This is a genomic window from Bordetella sp. BOR01, assembly GCF_019218885.1.
Classification (GTDB): domain Bacteria; phylum Pseudomonadota; class Gammaproteobacteria; order Burkholderiales; family Burkholderiaceae_B; genus Bordetella_A.
In genome coordinates this window covers 215,962-234,367 of record NZ_JAHUWT010000006.1, presented here as the reverse complement: position 1 = coordinate 234,367, position 18,406 = coordinate 215,962, and the positions used below count along the sequence as shown (strand labels likewise).

At 66.4% G+C, this 18,406-nt stretch carries 17 protein-coding genes; 11 read left to right on the top strand and 6 right to left on the bottom strand.

What is annotated here, in order from left to right; genetic code table 11:
• The first annotated feature begins 158 nt into the window (after nt 1-158).
• Nucleotides 159-953, top strand: coding sequence for a crotonase/enoyl-CoA hydratase family protein (locus KW845_RS28480; RefSeq protein ID WP_218372776.1), 795 nt, complete (start codon nt 159-161; stop codon nt 951-953).
• Between the two features lie 94 nt (nt 954-1,047).
• Entirely contained in the window at nt 1,048-2,229 is a 1,182-nt protein-coding gene (locus KW845_RS28475) for an acetyl-CoA C-acyltransferase family protein (RefSeq protein WP_218372775.1), read from the top strand.
• A 240-nt stretch (nt 2,230-2,469) separates the two neighbouring features.
• On the opposite strand, the gene KW845_RS28470 is transcribed toward KW845_RS28475, so the two are convergent.
• The 5 genes from KW845_RS28470 to KW845_RS28455 form a co-directional block, all read right to left on the bottom strand.
• Entirely contained in the window at nt 2,470-3,489 is a 1,020-nt protein-coding gene (locus KW845_RS28470; RefSeq protein WP_218372774.1) for a tripartite tricarboxylate transporter substrate binding protein, read from the bottom strand.
• A 72-nt stretch (nt 3,490-3,561) separates the two neighbouring features.
• Entirely contained in the window at nt 3,562-4,926 is a 1,365-nt protein-coding gene (locus KW845_RS28465; protein ID WP_255593017.1) for an acyclic terpene utilization AtuA family protein, read from the bottom strand.
• Nucleotides 4,923-5,285, bottom strand: a complete 363-nt coding sequence (locus tag KW845_RS29585) for a hypothetical protein (protein ID WP_255593016.1) — start codon at nt 5,283-5,285, stop codon at nt 4,923-4,925. Before KW845_RS29585 ends, KW845_RS28465 begins: the two co-directional genes overlap by 4 nt.
• Before the next feature lie 158 nt (nt 5,286-5,443).
• Nucleotides 5,444-6,367, bottom strand: coding sequence for a LysR family transcriptional regulator (locus KW845_RS28460; protein ID WP_218372773.1), 924 nt, complete (start codon nt 6,365-6,367; stop codon nt 5,444-5,446).
• A complete protein-coding gene (locus KW845_RS28455; protein WP_218372772.1) occupies nt 6,364-7,950 on the bottom strand; it encodes a gamma-glutamyltransferase in 1,587 nt (528 codons plus the stop codon). Before KW845_RS28455 ends, KW845_RS28460 begins: the two co-directional genes overlap by 4 nt.
• A gap of 58 nt (nt 7,951-8,008) precedes the next feature.
• Between KW845_RS28455 and KW845_RS28450 the strand changes: the two genes are divergently transcribed.
• The 9 genes from KW845_RS28450 (at nt 8,009) to KW845_RS28410 (ending at nt 17,398) form a co-directional block, all read left to right on the top strand.
• Nucleotides 8,009-8,779 carry a spermidine synthase gene (locus KW845_RS28450; protein WP_218372771.1) on the top strand — a complete coding sequence of 257 codons (771 nt, stop codon included), beginning with the start codon at nt 8,009-8,011 and terminating at the stop codon, nt 8,777-8,779.
• Between the two features lie 122 nt (nt 8,780-8,901).
• Nucleotides 8,902-9,663 carry a GntR family transcriptional regulator gene (locus KW845_RS28445; protein ID WP_218372770.1) on the top strand — a complete coding sequence of 254 codons (762 nt, stop codon included), beginning with the start codon at nt 8,902-8,904 and terminating at the stop codon, nt 9,661-9,663.
• Nucleotides 9,614-10,915 (top strand): malonyl-CoA decarboxylase domain-containing protein, encoded by a 1,302-nt coding sequence (locus KW845_RS28440; RefSeq protein ID WP_218372769.1) that lies wholly within the window; start codon nt 9,614-9,616, stop codon nt 10,913-10,915. The genes KW845_RS28445 and KW845_RS28440 overlap by 50 nt, the downstream gene beginning before the upstream one ends.
• Before the next feature lie 7 nt (nt 10,916-10,922).
• A complete protein-coding gene (locus KW845_RS28435; RefSeq protein ID WP_218372768.1) occupies nt 10,923-11,720 on the top strand; it encodes an enoyl-CoA hydratase/isomerase family protein in 798 nt (265 codons plus the stop codon).
• A 5-nt stretch (nt 11,721-11,725) separates the two neighbouring features.
• Complete coding sequence (locus KW845_RS28430) at nt 11,726-13,267, top strand: malonyl-CoA synthase (protein ID WP_218372767.1); 1,542 nt, start codon at nt 11,726-11,728, stop codon at nt 13,265-13,267.
• A 180-nt stretch (nt 13,268-13,447) separates the two neighbouring features.
• Nucleotides 13,448-14,428, top strand: a complete 981-nt coding sequence (locus KW845_RS28425; RefSeq protein WP_218372766.1) for a tripartite tricarboxylate transporter substrate binding protein — start codon at nt 13,448-13,450, stop codon at nt 14,426-14,428.
• 198 nt (nt 14,429-14,626) lie between these two features.
• Nucleotides 14,627-15,601, top strand: a complete 975-nt coding sequence (locus KW845_RS28420) for an ABC transporter substrate-binding protein (RefSeq protein WP_218372765.1) — start codon at nt 14,627-14,629, stop codon at nt 15,599-15,601.
• A 109-nt stretch (nt 15,602-15,710) separates the two neighbouring features.
• A complete protein-coding gene (locus KW845_RS28415; RefSeq protein WP_218372764.1) occupies nt 15,711-16,601 on the top strand; it encodes an ABC transporter permease in 891 nt (296 codons plus the stop codon).
• A gap of 2 nt (nt 16,602-16,603) precedes the next feature.
• Nucleotides 16,604-17,398 carry an ABC transporter ATP-binding protein gene (locus KW845_RS28410; RefSeq protein ID WP_218372763.1) on the top strand — a complete coding sequence of 265 codons (795 nt, stop codon included), beginning with the start codon at nt 16,604-16,606 and terminating at the stop codon, nt 17,396-17,398.
• Nucleotides 17,399-17,464: 66 nt separating this feature from the next.
• Here the strand turns inward: KW845_RS28410 and KW845_RS28405 are convergent, their stop codons facing one another.
• Nucleotides 17,465-18,271 (bottom strand): TOBE domain-containing protein, encoded by an 807-nt coding sequence (locus tag KW845_RS28405; protein WP_218372762.1) that lies wholly within the window; start codon nt 18,269-18,271, stop codon nt 17,465-17,467.
• Nucleotides 18,272-18,406: the final 135 nt, after the last annotated feature.

Sequence of the window (18,406 nt, the reverse complement as noted above, 5' to 3'; positions counted from 1 at the left end):
GTGATACCGCAACGGTATCGCCCGGCGCCTAAACAGTATTGGACGCAAGGCCGGCGCCCCGCATACGCTGCCAGGGAAAGCAGGCCTTGGGCCGCGGGTGCCGGGCACTTGCAGCGGGCTCAAGCATGAAACCCCCTGACAGCGAGGCGAGTGCGGGCATGAGCGACTTATTGCATTACGAACAGGATGACGACGGTATCGTCGTACTGACGCTGGACCACCCTGAAACGCGCAACGCCCTGACCGGCAACGGCATGGTCGACGCCTTGCTGCAGGCGTGTGCGCGCATCGAACGCGACGCCACGGTGCGTGTCGTCATCCTGACGGCGCATGGACGGGTGTTTTCGTCGGGTGGCAACATCAACGACATGCAACGCCAGATCGGCCCCGAGGTCGGCGGTACCGCCTTGCGGCAAGAGTATCGCCACGGCATCCAGCGCCTGCCCGCCGCGTTCCACGCGCTGGAAGTGCCCACCATCGCCGCCGTCAACGGGCCCGCCATCGGGGCCGGCTGCGACCTGGCCTGCATGTGCGATATGCGCCTGGCGGCCCAACAAGCCAGCTTCGCCGAGAGCTTCGTGAAGCTGGGCATCGTACCGGGCGATGGCGGCGCCTGGTTCTTGCCGCGCCTGATCGGCATGGCGCGCGCAGCCGAAATGTCGTTCACCGGCGATGCCATCGACGCGGCCACGGCCCTGGACTGGGGGCTGGTGTCGCGCGTGCTGCCGGCCGAGGAATTGTTGCCGCAGGCGCAGGCGCTGGCCCGCCGCATTGCCGCCAATTCTGCGGATGCGGTGCGGCTGACCAAGCGCCTGCTGCGCGAGGGCCAGCATACCCGCCTGGATACGCTCCTGGAACTGTCGGCGGCCTATCAGTCGCTGGCGCACAAGACACCGGAACACGCGCAGGCAGTGGCCGATTTCGCTGCGCGCCGCGCCTCCAGGAGCCGTTGAACCCGGCCCGCGGCGGGGCGCCCGGCGCGGAGTTATGATGGTCCATTGTTCTTGCCGGTATGGTGCCGGTAGACCGGATTCCAGGAGAAACACCATGAATGAAGTCGTCGTCGTCGCCGCTGCCCGCACCGCCATAGGCGATTTCGGCGGTGGCCTGAAAGACGTGCCGCCCATCGACCTGGGCGCCACGGTCATCAAGGAAGCGCTGGCCCGCGCCGGGGTAGCCGGTGCCGAGGTTGGCCACGTGGCCGTGGGCCATGTCATCAACACCGAGCCGCGCGATATGTATTTGTCGCGAGTGGCCGCCATGAATGCGGGCATCGGCAAGGAAACGCCGGCCTTCAACGTCAACCGCCTGTGCGGGTCGGGCCTGCAGGCCATCGTGTCGGCCGCGCAGACCATCATGCTGGGCGATACCGAGATCGCGGTGGGCGCCGGTGCCGAAAGCATGAGCCGCGCGCCGTACATTGCGCCGGCGCAGCGCTGGGGCGCGCGCATGGGCGACGCGGTGCTGCTCGACATGATGACCGGCGCGCTGTCGGACCCCTTCGGCCGCATGCACATGGGGGTGACAGCCGAGAACGTGGCCGCCAAGTTCGGCATCAGCCGTGCCGACCAGGACGCGCTGGCGGCCCTGTCGCACGCCCGCGCGGCGGCCGCCATCGAGGCCGGCCATTTCCGCGAGCAGATCGTGCCTGTCGTCATGAAGACGCGCAAGGGCGAAGTCACTTTCGATACCGACGAACACGTGCGGCGCGATGTCACGGCGGAAACGCTGGCCGGGCTGAAGCCGGTGTTCAAGAAAGAGAACGGCACGGTTACCGCCGGCAACGCATCGGGCCTGAACGACGGCGCCGGCGCCGTGGTGCTGATGAGTGCTGCCGTCGCCGAGCGGCGCGGCGTCAAGCCGCTGGCGCGCCTGGTGGCGTATGCGCATGCGGGCGTCGATCCCGAGATCATGGGCATCGGGCCCGTACCGGCCACCCAGGCCGCGCTCAAGCGCGCCGGCCTGACGGTAGACCAGCTCGACGTGATCGAGGCCAATGAAGCCTTCGCCGCCCAAGCCTGCGCCGTATCGCGCGAACTGGGATTCGACCCGGCCAAGGTCAACCCCAACGGCAGCGGCATCAGCCTGGGCCATCCCATCGGTGCCACCGGCGCCATCATCACCGTGAAGGCGCTGTACGAACTGCAACGGGTGCAGGGGCGCTACGCGCTGGTGACCATGTGCATCGGCGGCGGGCAGGGTATCGCGGCGGTGTTCGAGCGCGTGTAAGCTCGCCCCCGAAGCGCTGCGCGCACCCACTTCGCGGCTGGCAGGCCGCTCGGATTCGCCAGGCATGGAACAGTCCTCAAGGACTGTTCCATGTCCGGGCTCATCCCCCTCGAGGGGGCGACGCTGGGGGACCGGCAAAGCCGGCTCCACGGCGTCCCCGGCCTGGCCGCACCCGCTTTTCACAACGGCGCCTGGCACCCCGGCGCGAGTCCGGCACCTGAATATCCCGCCGAAGTCCGGTCAGTCCGCTTTTGCGTTGATTGCCTGGACGATTTCCGCCTGCCGGATGGTCTCGGACTTGATGTAGTCGCGCAGGTGGTCAGCCGATCCTCCTTCGACCGTGATCCCGCTGGCTTCAAGGCGCTCTTTCACGTTCGGGTCTTTCAGTACATCGTTTGCCACCGCGTTCAGCCTGTCGATGACCGGCTGGGGAACGCCCGCCGGTGTCAGCAGCGCGAAGCACGTATCGCTGACCAGGTCCGGCATGCCGAGTTCGGCGGTGCTGGGAACCTGCGGCAGGACCGGCGACCGGGTCTTCGACATCACGGCCAGCCCCTTTATGCGGCCGTCCTTGACGTACGGCTCCATCATTATCACCAATGGCAGCATCGATTCAAGCTGGCCGGACATCAGATCAGTGGTGGCGACGCCAGGCGAGGTATACGGCACATGCACGAGTTTGGCCCCGGTTTCTTTCTGGATCATCGCGCCGGCTATATGCCAGGAACTGCCTGTGCCGGTCGAGCCGTAGGTCAGCCCCTGCGGCCGGCTCTTGGCCAGATTGATGTAGTCCGCCAGGGTCTCTACCGGCAAATCCTTGTTGACCGCCACGATATTCGGCACGCATCCTACTTTCGCGATGGGCGAGAAGTCTTTCTGCGAATCGAAATTCGGGTTCTTGTACAACGCCATGTTGGTGGCCAGGGGGCCTGTCCAGCTCAGCACGATGGTGTAGCCGTCGGCCCCGGCTCGCGCCGCTTCGGCCATGCCGACATTGCCCCCGGCGCCAGGACGATTCAGGACCGCGATAGGCTGCCCCAGGCGTTTCGACATTTCCTCGGCCAGCAGGCGAGCGGTGGGATCCGACGATCCGCCAGGCGCTGCCGGCAGGATCAGGCGCAGCGGCTTGGCGGGCCAGGGATCGGCCGCCCATGCCGGACTGCTCGATGCCAGTGCCAGCAACGGGATCAGACCCGCCAGCGCCGCTTTCCTGGCCAGGGGCGCGATAGCCGACGCTTTGCCGGTCGCATTTTGCTTCATGACTTGTCTCCGTTGAAATGGGTTCTGTGTCCCAATGAGTCGTGGGCCGCCGGAAGACCGGCGGCGCGGTGGCTATCCGGGCCGCGTATGCAGGGTCATCTCGAACGGCACGTTCTGGCGGGGTACCAGGGCCGAACTCAATCCGACCACCGGGCGCACCCGCGAACCTGGTGACGTCGTGGACCACTTTCCGGTTCCATAGGTGCCGTTCACGGCCAGCGGATCCACCTCTTTGCGAAGTTTGTCCGCTTCGGCCCGCGTATCGGTGCGGACTGCGATACGCAATACCACTTCATAAGGCTCCACGTCCGTTGCCGGGGTGGATTCGCGATGCACGGCATTCAAGCCTACGTAATCCATGCGCATCTCTTTGGCATCCAGGCCGATTTTCCGGAATCGCTCATGCAGGATGCCTTGGGTCAATTGCGCCCGGGCAAGCGCTCCCGGTCCTGCGAACAGCACCATTTCCTCGGTCATGAAGCCTTCGTCCAGGCCGATCAGCGCCTTCAAGGTATCGGTCTTGGGTCGGCCCGGCTTGTCCATCAGGATCTCGACGCGGTTTTCCCCGGCCTGCTTGAACGACACCCGAGTCAAGTCCGCAATGCAATCGGGGCAGAAGTACGTGGCCGGGTCTTGCACCTCGTAGATAAGCTGCTCTTTGCATGTGGCTTCGGAAACCACCCCGCCTGTTTCCGGCAATTTGGTAATGAACGCCGTGGCCTCGGTCACTTCGGCGATCGGTGCGCCGACGTTGGCCAGGTCGGGCACGTCTTTATAGCCAGGGTCGGCGAAATACCCCCCCGTGATCTGGGTGCCGCATTCCATCAAATGGCCGATGATCATGCCGCGCGCCATGGCGTGGCAATCGTCGAAAGACCAGCCGAACTCGTACGCCAGCGGACCCAGGTATACGCATGCGTCGGCCACCCGGGTCGTAATGACGATGTCGGCGCCCTGGTCCAATGCCTGCACGATGCCTTCGGCGCCCAGGTAGACCTCGGCCGACAGGATGCGGTCCCGAGCCTGTGCGACGGGCTCGCCTGTCTCGCTGAAGCTCAGGTTCATGTCGGCGATGGATCGGTGCAATAGCCCGCCGGATACCGCCGCCACCTTCAGGCCTTCAATATCCAGTTCCTGGGCCAACTGCACCAGGCGCCGCGCCGCGGCAACGGGATCCAGCCAGCCCTGATTGGTAATGATCCGGGTGCCATTGCGTTTGCAGTCTTGCAGGATAGGACGCATGCGCTCGACCAGGTACGGGTCGTAGGGAACCATCGAGGCATTGTCCATCTTCGCCACCTGGGCCGCGCTCATCGTCACTTCCGACATCGAGTCGAAGCACAGGTAATCCAGCTTGCCGCGCGCCACCAGATCGGGGGCATGATCGAAGCGATCGCGCGCCCAGGCGGCGCCGCACCCCAGCCGTACGCTTTTCATGTGGCCTCCCGCATGCGCAGGGCGCCACGCTCGGGCGTGTCGTCCGGAACCGTTACCGGCAAGGCCAGCATCAGCGAGGCCAGCGCCTTGCCGGACTCTTCGAATGCAAGCGTGCGGGAACGTCCGCCGTCCAGCGCGTTTTCCAGCACAAAGTTCAGGGCGCCAATGGCGGGCAATTCGTAGCGGCGGATCGTCCCCTTGGTGATGGGCCCATACAGGCGGCTGACCGCCTCCACAGTGACCTGTTGGCGAATCAGCGGAAAAAGCGCCGGGTCATAAGCGATGACCGAGACGTTCGAATCATTGCCTTTTTCGCCTGACCTGGAATGCGCCAGTTCACGCAGTGCGATGGTTTTCATTGCCTGTGCCTGTGCCGAGCCTTTCGGGGCTGATAGAGGGAAGAAAAACCTGCGCTGCGGCGGAGTCTTTCCTGACACGGGCAATGCTACGGGGCGCGGATATATTAGTTAAATTAGATATTTTTCAAGAAAAATTAATTATTCTTATAAATAAGCGCTCAGTCGCGCAGTGATCGCAAGGCTTTCTCGGCCTTCAGCATGGCCATGAAAGCCTGTGCCGAAGGCGGCAATGCCTTGTTCTTGAGCCGGACGATACTCAGTTGCCGGTCCAGGCCCGCGATGTCGACGGGGCGGGTGCGCAAGCGGGGGTCCAGTGCCAGGTCGAAGCCGCTTGCCGGCAGCAGGGCAACACCCAGTCCGGCCTGGACCATCCCGATCGCGGTGGTGTTGTATGAAGCCTGGCAGGTGGCCATTGCAATCCTGCCATGGGCGGCGAACGCCGTATCGACAATACGCCGCACCGTGCTGCCGGGTGCCATCAATATCAAGTCGTGCCTGGAAAGCTCGTCGATATCCACGCTTTCGGCTTCCTGGACAGGATGGCCTTCCAGGTACAGCAGGCAAATGGTCTCTTGCAGCAGCGGGTGGATCATCAGCTCGGACGCGGGTTGCGGCACATCAGTGATGCCGAAGTCGATGTCTCCCCGGTTGACCATCGCCACCACCTGGTCCCCCAGGCCATCACTCAACAGAAACGACACCCCCGGGTGATGGCGCCGGAATTCAGCGATGCGGCGGGGCAGGTACAACGAAGCCACCGACGGCAAGCATCCCAGCCGCACGGTACCGGTGCGCCTGTGCCGAAGGTCTTGCGTGGCGCCGACAACATCATCCAGCTGCTGAAGCATGGCGGAAAGCACCGGCACCAGATCGACACCGATTTCCGTCAGGCGCAATTGGCGGGTGGTCCGGTCGAACAGCTTCAGGCCCAGCGAATCTTCCAGCGAACGGATCTGCTGGGTGACTGCCGGTTGTGTCCGATGCAATACCTCTGCCGCGCGCGTGAAACTGCCGTAGCGGCTGATCGCCAGGAAAGCCCTGATCTGCAACAGCGAAATGTTCGGCGGCGCGCTGGTGGTCATGCCGCACCCGCATCCAGGTCGCCCACTGCCACATCTCCCCAGGGCGACATGACCTCGGTGCAGCCTTCGTTGTATCCATCCTGCCGCAGCACGCCGGACGGGCACGCATAGGCATAGGCATATAGCGTGCGCGGCGCCGAAGCATGCGGGTGGCTGGCCGCCACGGCCTCGTATGCCTCGCGCGGCAGTTTCGGGTCCAGTGTCAGCACATCGGTGCTGGCGTCGAGCCTGGCGTGGTGGAACGCGGCTTCCAGCGTCATTCCGTAATCCACCAGGAACGAGACCAGCTGCATCACTGCCGGCAGGATCTTGCGTCCGCCCGAGGCCCCCAGCGCAAAGCGCCGTCCCTGTGCTTCGCCCACCACCGGGCAGATATTCATCAGGCAGCGGCGCGCCGCCGCCAGCGAATTCGCCTTGCCCGGCTCGGGGTCGAACCACATGATGCCGTTGTTGAGCAGCATGCCGGTCGAGGGCGACACCACATGCGATCCGAATGCCGACAACAGGGTCTGCGTCACCGCGCACTGGTTGCCATGGCGGTCGACCACGCTGAAATGCGTGGTGCAGGCGGGCGTGCGCGGGTCTTCGTTGTCGCCCATGTTCGACAGGCGCCATTGGTATTCTTCGCGCAGCACATCGGCGTAGGCCGTGAAGGCATCGGCGCCCGGCGCCTGGCCGGGTGCCAGCCTGGCTTGCAGGCGTTGCAGGCAGCGCGCCAGGCTGGGGCCGGCCGTCATTTCCGGTGCGGCATGGATGCGCCCGCCCCGATACGGAATCGACAGGGGCTCTTGCAGCAGGGCCCGATAATTGCGCAAATCCTGGTGGCTGAGGCAGCCGCCCTTGGCTTGCACGTCGCGCGCCAACTGGGCACCGATATCGCCGTCGTAGAACGCGCGCGGGCCTTGTTCGGCCAGGTAGGCCAGCGTGTCGGCGGCGCGCGGCAGGGCAATGCGCTGTCCGGCCGCGGCCGCCCAGCCGCCGGCCTTGGGCCAGGTGCCATCGTCCAGGAACATCTGCGCTGCATCGGGATCGCGCGCCAGCCAGCGCGCCGCGCCGGCGATCATCAGGGTGGTGTACCAGTCGACCAGCAAGCCTTCGCGAGCCAGCGTCACAGCCGGCTGCAGCAGGTCGCGCCAGGGCAGGCGGCCATAGGTGGCATGGGCCAGTTCCATGCCCGCCACCGTGCCCGGCACGGCCACGGCCGTGGCGCCCCGCGCATTGCGGTCGTCTTGCACGGCCGGCCAGGGAAACAGGTCTGGCGACAGGGCGCCGTCGCCCGCTAGCGGATAGTGGGCCGGATCCAGCCCGGCCGGCGAGCGCATGCCGAAATACACCACCTTGGCCTGGTCTTCGGCCGCGCGGTACAAGGTCATGGCGCCGCCGCCCATGGGTCCGCTCATCCAGGGCTCGACCACGCCCGCGGCAAACGAGGCGGCCACCGCCGCATCGACTGCATCGCCGCCGGCGGCCAGCACCTGGGCGCCGGCTTCGGCGGCCCGGCGATGCTGGGCCGCCACCAGCCCGCCGGCCGTGCGGATCACCGTTTTGCGTACAACCTGCGTGGTCGAGAACTGATCGGGCATCTGTGTTCCTTGGCGACTGGGGCAGGCCACAGGGTACCGCGCTGGCTACAATCGCGCGATGCCTGCCCGACGCTCTCCCGCCACTTCCGACCAGCCCACGCTTTCCGAAGCCGACGGCATCCGCTATCTGCATTTCGGCACCGAATGGATCCAGGGTGCCATGCGCATCAAGGCACCCACCGACCTGGTGCTGGAATACACCGCCCAGATGATGGCCTGGCTGCTGTTCCTGGACCCTCCCGAAGAAGAGTCCATCGGGCTGCTGGGGCTGGGGGCCGGGTCGCTGGCGCGCTTCTGCCTGAAGCACACCCGCAGCCCCGTGGCCGCGGTGGAATGGAACCCGCAAGTCACGGCCGTATGCCAGATGTTCTTTCGCCTGCCCAGCGTGCCGCGCTTGTCGGTGGAGCATGACGATGCGGCCGCCTGGGTGGCCGATCCGCGCCATGCGGGCCGCTGCCCGGTACTGATGGTCGACCTGTACGACGCGTCCGCACGCGGGCCGGTGCGCGACTCGGTGGCTTTCTACCGCGATTGCCGGCGGGTACTGGGCGAAATCGGCGTGCTGTCGGTCAATTTGTTCGGCCAGCATGAAAGCTTCGGCCGCAATATCGAGAATCTGCGCCGGGCTTTCGACGACCGTATCGTGCTGCTGCCCGAGATCGACGAAGGCAACCAGATCGTGCTGGCCTTCACCGGCCCGCCGCTGGCCATCACGCCGGCCCGGCTGCTGGCGCGCGCCGAGCAGGTGGAAGGCCAGTACGGCCTGCCAGCCCGGCGCTGGGCCCGCGCCCTGATACGCCACGCCGTGGCGGGCGTCCTGCATCTCTGACCCGCCATTTGCCGCACCTGCGGGATTCCCCCAGTTCCATGGGGGCTTCCCGTGCCCGGGGTCGGCAGGTATGATGAGCTTTCCTATAATTATGAATTACAGGAATCGCTCGCGAGCCCCCAATGACCGCTCCCATCGTCCGGCAAGCGTTGTATCTAGAGGTCGCCGATCGCCTGCGCGCCATGATCCGGTCGCAGGCCTTGGCCAGTGGCGAATGGATCGATGAAACCCGCCTGACCGGCCTGCTGGGCATATCGCGCACGCCGCTGCGCGAAGCGCTGAAGGTGCTGGCCACCGAAGGCCTGGTCCGGCTGGAGCCGCGCCGCGGCTGCTTTGTCAACGAGTTGTCGCTGCGCGACCTGGAAGACATCTTCCCGCTGATGGCCATGCTGGAAGGGCGCTGTGCCCACGAAGCCGCCCTGAAAGCGTCCGATGCCGAACTGGCAGCGCTCGAGCCGCTGCACCAGGCGCTGGCAGCCCATGCTGCCGCCGGCCGGGTCGATGCGTATTACGACACGAATTTCCTGATCCACGAAGCGGTGCAGACCTTGGCCGACAACCGCTGGCTGTCGGACATGGTGGGCAACCTGCGCAAGGTGCTCAGCCTGTTTCGCCACAAGAGCCTGACCGTGCCGGGCCGCATCGCCGAGTCGTGCGCCGAGCACCTGGCGATTTTCGCCGCCCTCAAGGCGCGCGACCCCGATGCCGCCGAGGCCCTGGCGCGCAAGCACCTGCTGCGCCAGCTCGACGCCTTGCGCCTGCTGGCCAGCCAGGCCGACGACGCCGCCGATGCGGTACCCGATTCTTCTTCATCCCCCACCCAGGAGGCAGCCCATGACCGCCCTAGACTCCAGTCCGTTCGCGCGCGGCGCCCGGCCGCCTGAGGGCGATACCTTGCCGGATGACGACGCCGCGGTGGAAAGCGCCGGCCTGATGGCCCGGCTGGGCCGCCTGTGGAACAACAGCGGCAAACTGCCCGGCACCGCCGAGATCCTGCCCCTGTTCCAGGCCCGCCTGACCGACGTGGCCGCCAACAAACTGGCGCGCGCCTGGTGCGGCGCCTATGCCGCCGCCGACAGCAAGCGCCGGCGCGAATTGCTGGCCGGCCTGGCGCAAGTCGGCGCCGGCCTCGAGCCGCGCGGCGACCACGGCCCGAAGCTGTTCAAGCGCTTCAATGCCTTGCCCGACGGCTTGCGTTTCCTGGTGGCCTTGCGCGCCGACATGCTGCGCTGGCGCAAGCAAGTGGCCGGTTTGCAGGCCCTGGACAAAGACCTGGAAACCTTGCTGTCGGCATGGTTCGACGTGGGCTTGCTGGAACTGCGCCCGCTGACCTGGGATTCGCCCGCCTCGCTGCTGGAAAAGCTGATCATCTACGAGGCCGTGCACGAGATCCGCTCGTGGGACGACCTGCGCCATCGCGTGGCGCCCGACCGCCGCTGCTATGCGTACTTCCATCCGCAGATGCCCGACGTGCCGCTGATCTTCGTCGAAGTGGCCTTCGCGACGCAGATGGCCGACAACGTGCAGACGGTGCTGGACATGGCTGCGCCGCCGCAAGACCTGGACAAGGCGCGCTGGGCCATTTTCTATTCGATCTCGAACACGCAGCCGGGGTTGCGCGGCATCAGCTTCGGCAACTTCCTGCTCAAGCGAGTCATCGAATGCCTGCTCGAGGAATTGCCCAAGCTGCGCTCGTTCGCCACGCTGTCGCCCATGCCGGGCCTGGTCGACTGGCTGTCGCGCCTGAGCGCGCAAGAGGTCGAGGCCATTGTGCGCGACAAGGCCCGCACCCGCGCCGGCGCGCCCGACGGCGCACGCTGGGCGGCGCGGCTGGCCAAGGCCGCCGGCGGCAAGCCGTCAGAAGTCGTGCAGCGCGCGGGCCTGAAGCTGGCGGCGCATTATCTGTTGTCCATGAAGAACGGCCAGCCGCTGGATCCCGTGGCGCGCTTTCACCTGGGCAATGGCGCACGCATCGAGCGCCTGAACTGGGCCGCCGATACCTCGACCAAGGGGCTGGGCCAGTCTTGCGGCATGATGGTCAATTACCTGTACGACCTGGATGACCTGGATGCCAACCTGACCCGGCTCGGCGAAGGCAAGCCGCGCGTCAGCCGCGGCATTGCGCGCATCGGATAGGGCGGCCATGCACGACGATACGCTACCTTCGGGGCAGGTGCTGCTGGCGCGCGAGGGCGCGCTGGCCTGGGTCACGCTGTCGCATCCCGGGCGCCTGAACGCCATCACGGTTGCCATGTGGGCGCAGTTGCGCAGTGTGTTCGAGGCGCTGGCCACCGACCCGGCCGTGCGTTGCGTGGTGGTGCGCGGCCAGGGCGGACAGTTCGCCGCCGGCGCAGATATCCGCGAGTTCCCGGCGGTGCGCGGCGATGTCCGGCAGGTGCGCCATTATCATCAGCAGGTGCTGGCACCGGCCCTGGCTGCCGTGGCGCAATGCCCGCATCCCGTCGTGGCCCAGATCGAGGGCGTGTGCGTGGGCGGCGGCCTGGAAATCGCCTGCCAGTGCGACCTGCGCATCGCCGGCGCATCGGCGCGCTTCGGCGTTCCTATCAACCGGCTGGGTTTTCCCATGGCTCCCGATGAAATGCGCGGCCTGCTGGCGCTGGCCGGCCCGGCCGCGACCTTGGCGATTCTGCTGGAAGGGCGGGTGTTCGACAGTGCCGAGGCACAGGGGCTGGGCCTGCTGACCCGCGTCGTGCCTGACGCCGAGGTGGCCGCGCAGGCACGCGCCAGCGCCGAACGTATCATGCGCGGCGCGCCGCTGGCCGCCCGCATCAACAAACGCCAGGCGCGCCGGCTGCTGCAGGCCACGCCGCTGGCCGAAGCCGACTATCAAGATTTCTTTTCTTATGCCGATAGCCGCGACCATCAGGAAGGTGTCAGTGCCTTCCTGGCCGGGCGGCCGCCCGTATTCACTGGAGACTAGACAAGGTGAGCAACGCCAACCTGTACACCACACTGGCGGGCGGTTTCCCCGCCGACCGCAGCAAGGTCGCGCTGGAAACCCCCGACCTGCTCTACACCTGGGATGACATCGATCGCGCCAGCGCCTGCCTGGCCAACTTGCTGGCGTCGCTGGGCCTGCCCGAGGGCGCACGGGTGGCGGTGCAGGTCGAGAAGTCGCCCGAGGCCCTGCTGTTGTACCTGGCCACGCTGCGCGCCGGTTTCGTGTACTTGCCCCTGAACACGGCCTATCGCGAGACCGAAGTCGCCTATTTCCTGGGCGATGCCGAGCCCGCGGTGGTGGTGTGCAGCAGCAAGAACCTGGCGTGGATGCAGCGGGTAGCCGGCCAGGCCGGTACCCGCCACGTCTATACCCTGGATGAAGATCGCAGCGGCACGCTGCTGGCCGCCGCGGGTGGCCTGGGCCAGTCGTTCGAGACCGTGGCGCGCGGCGCCGACGACCTGGCCGCCATCCTGTATACCTCGGGCACCACCGGCCGCAGCAAGGGCGCCATGCTGTCGCACGGCAACCTGGCCTCGAACGCCCAGGTGCTGCACCGCTACTGGGGCTGGCGCGCCGACGATGTGCTGCTGCACATGCTGCCCATTTTCCATGTGCACGGCTTGTTCGTGGCCTCGCACGGTGCGCTGCTGGCCGGGGCGCGCATGATCTGGCTGCCCAGGCTCGATGTCGACCAGGCCTTGCACTACCTGCCGCGCTGCACGGTGATGATGGGCGTGCCCACGTACTACGTGCGCCTGTTGGCCGATGCGCGCTTCAACCGCGCCGCCTGCGCACGCATGCGCCTGTTCATTTCCGGCTCGGCGCCGCTGCTGATGGAAACGTTCAGCGAGTTCCACGAACGCACCGGCCACACCATTCTTGAGCGCTATGGCATGAGCGAAACCGTGATGCTCACGTCCAACCCCTACGATCCAGCCGTGGGCGAACGCCTGGGCGGTACCGTGGGCAAGGCGTTGCCCGGCGTGCAGGCGCGGGTGGTCGACGATGCCGGCACCGCGCTGGGCACGGGCGAGATCGGCAATGTGCAGGTGCGCGGGCCCAATGTGTTCGCCGGCTATTGGCGCATGCCCGAGAAGACGCGCGAAGAGTTCACCGCCGACGGCTGGTTCCGCACCGGCGACGTGGGCCGCTGGGGCGGCGAATCGGGCGGGCGCGCCGTGCCCGGCGACTACCTGTCCATCGTGGGGCGCAGCAAGGACTTGATCATTTCGGGCGGCTACAACGTCTACCCCAAGGAAATCGAGCTGATCATCGATGAAATGCCCGGCGTATCCGAATCGGCGGTGATCGGCGTGCCGCACCCGGATTTCGGCGAGGCGGTGGTTGCCGTGGTGGTGCCGCGCGCGGGCACGTCGCTGGACACCGGGGGCATGCAGGCCGAACTGAAGTCGCGCATCGCCAATTTCAAGGTGCCCAAGCAGATCCACGTGGTCGACCAGTTGCCGCGCAACACCATGGGCAAGGTGCAGAAGAACGTGCTGCGCGAATCGTACAAGACTGTGTAGGCAGGCTCGCGGGGAACGGCCGGCTGGCGGTCCCCTCTACAACCCTTGACCGGCAGGAGGTGCATTCCACCAGGCACTGAACATACCAAGCACACAGGCAGCACCTGCATTGCCGCAGCACCTTCCATAACAAGACCAGACGCAAGCAGCCCAACGAGCTGTATCAATCGAGGAGATGAAATGAACCATTCCGTTATTCGCGCCCTGGCCGTGGTGGCCGCACTGGGCGCCGGCGCGGCGTTGGCCCCTGCGGCCGCCGCCGATTGGCCCGACCATCCCATCACGCTCATCGTGCCGTTCCCCGCTGGCGGGGGCACCGACACTTTCGCCCGTCCCCTGGCCCAGCAGCTCAGCACCCAGCTTGGCCAGACCGTGGTGGTGGACAACAAGGGCGGCGCCGGCGGCACGGTGGGCGCCGCGGTGGCCGCCAAGGCCAAGCCGGACGGCTACACGTTCTTCATGGGAGGAGCGCATCATGCTGTTGCGCCGTCGCTGTACAAGAACCTGAGCTACGACATCCAGAAAGACTTCGTGCCGGTTGCGCTGCTGGCCCAGCCGCCGCAGGTGGTGGTGATCAATACGTCGAAGCTGCCCGTCAACACCCTGCAGGAGTTCATCGAATACGCGCGCAAGCGTCCCGGCGAAATCAACTTCGGTACCGCGGGCAAGGGCAGCACCCACCACCTGGCCGGCGAACTGTTCGCCATGCAGACCGGCATCAAGCTGGTGGATGTTCCCTACCAGGGGGCCGGCCCGATGCTGTCGGCCCTGATCGGCGGGCAGGTCGACATGGCATTCGACGGGCTGGGTTCGTCGGCAGGGCACATCCGCGCCGGCAGCATCAAGCCGCTGGCGGTGGCTTCGGCCGAGCGCTCGCCCTCGTTCCCGAACGTGCCCACGGTGGCGCAGGCCGGGGTGCCCAATTACGAGGTCTCGACCTGGTATGCGCTGTGGGCCCCGGCGGGCACGCCCAAGCCCGTGGTGGACAAGATGATCGCCGAGGTCACCAAGGCGCTGAACACGCCGAAGATCAAGGAAATCTGGGCAGGCAACGGCTCGGCCATTCCGAACCTGACGGGCGATCAGTTCGGCACCTTCGTCGATAGCGAGATCGGTCGCTGGGGCAAGGTGGTGAAGGATTCCGGCGTCACACTGGATTGATCGGCAGCGCCGATCCGGCCCCACGCGCATGCGTGGTGGGCCGGATGCCTTCGTGCACCATTTCAGGGATTTCCCGCGCCGCCAAGCCCGGCCCGACACGTTAGACTTAGCGGTTTCACGGGCCGGCAGGTCGGCGGGAAGCCGCCGGCGCCGGCCGTGATAATAAACAACACCAAAACGGTGCAAGGAGTTGACCCTATGCTGATCGGAAAAAAACATTTTCTGACGGTGGGCGCACTGGCGGCGGCGCTGGCTATCCACGCTGTTCCTGCCGCGGCGCAGCAGAAATCGGTGGCCGTCACGGCCATTGTCGAACACCCGGCCCTCGATGCCGTGCGCGATGGCGTCCAGGACGCCCTGAAGCAGGCCGGCTATGAATCCGGCAAGAACCTCAAGTGGCAGTACCAAAGTGCCCAGGGCAATACCGGCACGGCTGCGCAGATCGCGCGCAAATTCGTGGGCGACCGCCCCGACGCCATCGTGGCGATCGCCACGCCGTCGGCCCAATCGGTGGTAGCGGCCACCAAGGATGTCCCCGTGGTGTATTCGGCCGTAACCGACCCGGTGGCGGCCCAACTGGTGCCCAGCATGGGTGCCTCGGGCACCAACGTCACCGGCGTATCCGACCTGCTGGCGCTCGACAAGCAAATCGAACTGATCAAGAAGGTCGTGCCCGAGGCCAAGCGCGTGGGCATGGTCTACAACCCCGGCGAGGCCAACTCGGTGGTGGTGGTCAAGCAGCTGCAAGACCTGCTGCCCAAGGCCGGCATGACGCTGGTCGAGGCCGCCGCGCCGCGTACGGTCGACGTGGCCTCGGCCGCGCGCAGCCTGATCGGCAAGGTCGATGTCATCTATACCAACACCGACAACAACGTCGTGTCGGCCTATGAATCGCTGGTCAAGGTCGGCAACGACGCCAAGATCCCGCTGGTGGCGTCCGATACCGACAGCGTCAAGCGCGGCGCCATCGCGGCGCTGGGTATCGACTACCACGACCTGGGCGTGCAAACCGGCAAGATCGTGGTGCGCATCCTGAAGGGCGAGAAGCCTGGCGCCATCCCGTCGGAAACCAGTTCCAACCTGCGCTTGTTCGTCAACCCGGGCGCCGCGTCCAAGCAGGGCGTCACGCTGCCCGACGCGCTGCTGAAGTCGGCCGCCGAGGTCGTCAAGTAATCCGCTGCCGCCGGTCCCGCAGGGCCGGCGGCGCGTGCTTTAATTCACCGAACACAATTCAAGGCAGCGCCGGCTGGGTTCACAAGACACGGCTGGCCAGAGTCGATTCATGTCCCTGTTCTCTTTGCTTGGCGCCCTGGAAATCGGCCTGATTTTCAGCCTGGTCGCGCTGGGCGTACTGATTTCCTTCCGGCTGCTGCGTTTTCCCGACCTGACCGTGGACGGCAGCTTCCCCCTGGGCGGCGCGGTCGCCGCCACGCTCATCTCGGGCGGCGTGGATCCGTTCTCGGCCACCCTGGCCGCCACCGCGGCGGGTGCCGTGGCGGGGCTGATCACCGGCTGGCTCAACGTCAAGCTGCGCATCATGGACCTGCTGGCCAGCATCCTGATGATGATCGCCCTGTATTCCGTCAACTTGCGCATCATGGGCAGGCCCAACGTGCCCCTGATCACCGAGTCCACCGTATTCACCATCCTGCAGCCCGAGTGGCTCAGCGACTACGTGGCACGGCCGCTGATCCTGGTGGGGGTAGTGATCATCGTCAAGCTTCTGCTTGACTGGTTCCTGGCCACCCAGACCGGCCTGGCCATGCGCGCCACCGGCTCCAACGGCCGCATGGCGCGCTCCCAGGGCGTCAATACCGGCGGCATGATCCTGGCCGGCATGGCGCTGTCCAACGCGCTGGTGGGGCTGGCCGGCGCGTTGTTCGCGCAAACCCAGGGCGGGGCCGATATCTCGATGGGCATCGGCACCATCGTCATCGGCCTGGCAGCGGTGATCGTCGGCGAAAGCATCCTGCCGTCGCGCAAGCTGGTGCTGGCCACGCTGGCGGTCATCGTGGGTGCCATCGTCTACCGCTTCTTCATTGCGCTGGCCCTGAACAGCGACTTCATCGGCCTGCAGGCGCAAGACCTGAACCTGGTCACCGCCGTGCTGGTCACCATTGCCCTGGTGATTCCCATGATGAAGCGCCGCCTGATCGGCAAAAAAGGAGCCTGACCATGCTGCGCGCGCAAGACCTGAAAATCACATTTAATGCCGGCACCCCCATCGAGACGCGGGCCTTGACAGGCCTGTCGCTCGAGATCCCCAGCGGGCAATTCGTGACGGTCATCGGTTCCAACGGCGCCGGCAAGTCCACGTTCCTGAACGCCGTATCGGGCGACCTGCCCGTGGATTCCGGCCGCATCGAGATCGACGGCGCCGACGTCACCCGCGAGCCGGTCTGGCAGCGTGCCGGCAGGGTGGCACGCGTGTTCCAGGACCCGATGGCCGGCACCTGCGAAGACCTGACCATCGAAGAAAACATGGCGCTGGCGCAGTTGCGCGGCGCGCGCCGCGGTTTCGGCCGCGCGGTCAAGGCTGCCATGCGCGCTGGCTTTCGCGAGCGCCTGGCCACACTGGGCCTGGGTCTGGAAAACCGCCTGACCGACCGCATCGGCCTGCTGTCCGGCGGGCAACGGCAGGCAGTCAGCCTGCTGATGGCGGCATTGCAGCCTTCGCGCATCCTGCTGCTCGACGAGCACACGGCGGCGCTGGACCCGCGCACGGCCGATTTCGTGCTGCAACTGACCGCGCGCATCGTGGCCGAAACCAAGCTGACCACCATGATGGTCACCCATAGCATGCGCCAGGCGCTCGACGTCGGCGAACGCACGGTCATGCTGCACCAGGGGCAGGTAGTGCTGGATGTCTCGGGCGACCAGCGCAAGGGCATGGACGTGCCCGACCTGCTGGCCATGTTCGAGCGGGTGCGGGGCGAAAAGCTGTCCGACGACGCGCTGCTGCTGGGCTGATGGCCGCCGGATGTGCTTGGCTGCCTGGCGCCTATCGTCCGCAAGGCTTGTCCGAGGCTCTCGCCGCTAGGCCACCACGCCCAGGATCACGCTCGAGGCATTGAACACCGCCAGCGCCGGCATGCCCGGCGCCAGTTGCAGCGCTTGCGCGCTGTCCTGCGTGACAATGGCCGCGATCGTGCCGCCGCCATCCAGGTCCAGGATCACTTCGCTATTGACCGCACCCGTGCGCACCTGGGCCACGACACCGGGCAACTGGTTGCCCGCCGACAGCCGCATGCCGTCGCCGGGCAGGGCGATCAGCACCGAAGGCGCCTTCACCAGCGCAATCGCCTCGGTGCCTACCTCCAGGGCCAGTTCGACCGTGCTTTCGCGCGTGATGGTGGCCACGATCTCGTGGCCGCCCGCGATGCGCAGGCGGATTTCGTCATTGACCGCACCGGTGCGGATGGCACTGACGATGCCCAGCAGCTTGTTGCGGGCGCTGGTCTTCAGCATGATGCGTCTCATCAGGTTCAGGTCGCCGGCGGCGTCCAGGCCGGCTTGCGCCAGGTGGGCCATGACGCGCCGGTGTTCGGTTTCCAGGGCCTGGAAAGTGGCCACCAGCTTGTGTGCGCGATCGGTCAGGCGGGCGCCGCCGCCGCCTTTGCCGCCCGTGGCGCGCAGCACCAGGGGTTCGCCGGCCAGGTTGTTCATGGCGTCTATGGCATCCCAGGCGCCCTTGTAGCTCATGCCCACCGCGCGTGCGGCCGCGCTGATCGAGCCGGTGGCGTCGATCTGGGTCAGCAGGTCGATGCGGTTCTTGCCGCCCCAGGTCTGGGTGCCGGCGCGCAGCCAGATCGAGCCGTCGAGTTCAAGAGCAGGTGTGGCCATGGCAGGAAGATGGAAAGCAGTGCATAGTGTAGCGGCGCACCCCCTTGATGCATGGAAGAGGCATGGATGCGAATGAGATTGCATTGCAAGTTTGCAGGCTTCACGGCATGATTCGTGCGCGACCTTCTCGCGGAG

Excerpts from the sequence above, each read along its gene's own strand:
- KW845_RS28480 (WP_218372776.1), top strand. The coding sequence starts at position 159 with ATGAGCGACTTATTGCATTACGAACAGGATGACGACGGTATCGTCGTA.
- KW845_RS28475 (WP_218372775.1), top strand. The coding sequence starts at position 1,048 with ATGAATGAAGTCGTCGTCGTCGCCGCTGCCCGCACCGCCATAGGCGAT.
- KW845_RS28470 (WP_218372774.1), bottom strand. The coding sequence starts at position 3,489 with ATGAAGCAAAATGCGACCGGCAAAGCGTCGGCTATCGCGCCCCTGGCC.
- KW845_RS28465 (WP_255593017.1), bottom strand. The coding sequence starts at position 4,926 with ATGAAAAGCGTACGGCTGGGGTGCGGCGCCGCCTGGGCGCGCGATCGC.
- KW845_RS29585 (WP_255593016.1), bottom strand. The coding sequence starts at position 5,285 with ATGAAAACCATCGCACTGCGTGAACTGGCGCATTCCAGGTCAGGCGAA.
- KW845_RS28460 (WP_218372773.1), bottom strand. The coding sequence starts at position 6,367 with ATGACCACCAGCGCGCCGCCGAACATTTCGCTGTTGCAGATCAGGGCT.
- KW845_RS28455 (WP_218372772.1), bottom strand. The coding sequence starts at position 7,950 with ATGCCCGATCAGTTCTCGACCACGCAGGTTGTACGCAAAACGGTGATC.
- KW845_RS28450 (WP_218372771.1), top strand. The coding sequence starts at position 8,009 with ATGCCTGCCCGACGCTCTCCCGCCACTTCCGACCAGCCCACGCTTTCC.
- KW845_RS28445 (WP_218372770.1), top strand. The coding sequence starts at position 8,902 with ATGACCGCTCCCATCGTCCGGCAAGCGTTGTATCTAGAGGTCGCCGAT.
- KW845_RS28440 (WP_218372769.1), top strand. The coding sequence starts at position 9,614 with ATGACCGCCCTAGACTCCAGTCCGTTCGCGCGCGGCGCCCGGCCGCCT.
- KW845_RS28435 (WP_218372768.1), top strand. The coding sequence starts at position 10,923 with ATGCACGACGATACGCTACCTTCGGGGCAGGTGCTGCTGGCGCGCGAG.
- KW845_RS28425 (WP_218372766.1), top strand. The coding sequence starts at position 13,448 with ATGAACCATTCCGTTATTCGCGCCCTGGCCGTGGTGGCCGCACTGGGC.
- KW845_RS28420 (WP_218372765.1), top strand. The coding sequence starts at position 14,627 with ATGCTGATCGGAAAAAAACATTTTCTGACGGTGGGCGCACTGGCGGCG.
- KW845_RS28415 (WP_218372764.1), top strand. The coding sequence starts at position 15,711 with ATGTCCCTGTTCTCTTTGCTTGGCGCCCTGGAAATCGGCCTGATTTTC.
- KW845_RS28410 (WP_218372763.1), top strand. The coding sequence starts at position 16,604 with ATGCTGCGCGCGCAAGACCTGAAAATCACATTTAATGCCGGCACCCCC.
- KW845_RS28405 (WP_218372762.1), bottom strand. The coding sequence starts at position 18,271 with ATGGCCACACCTGCTCTTGAACTCGACGGCTCGATCTGGCTGCGCGCC.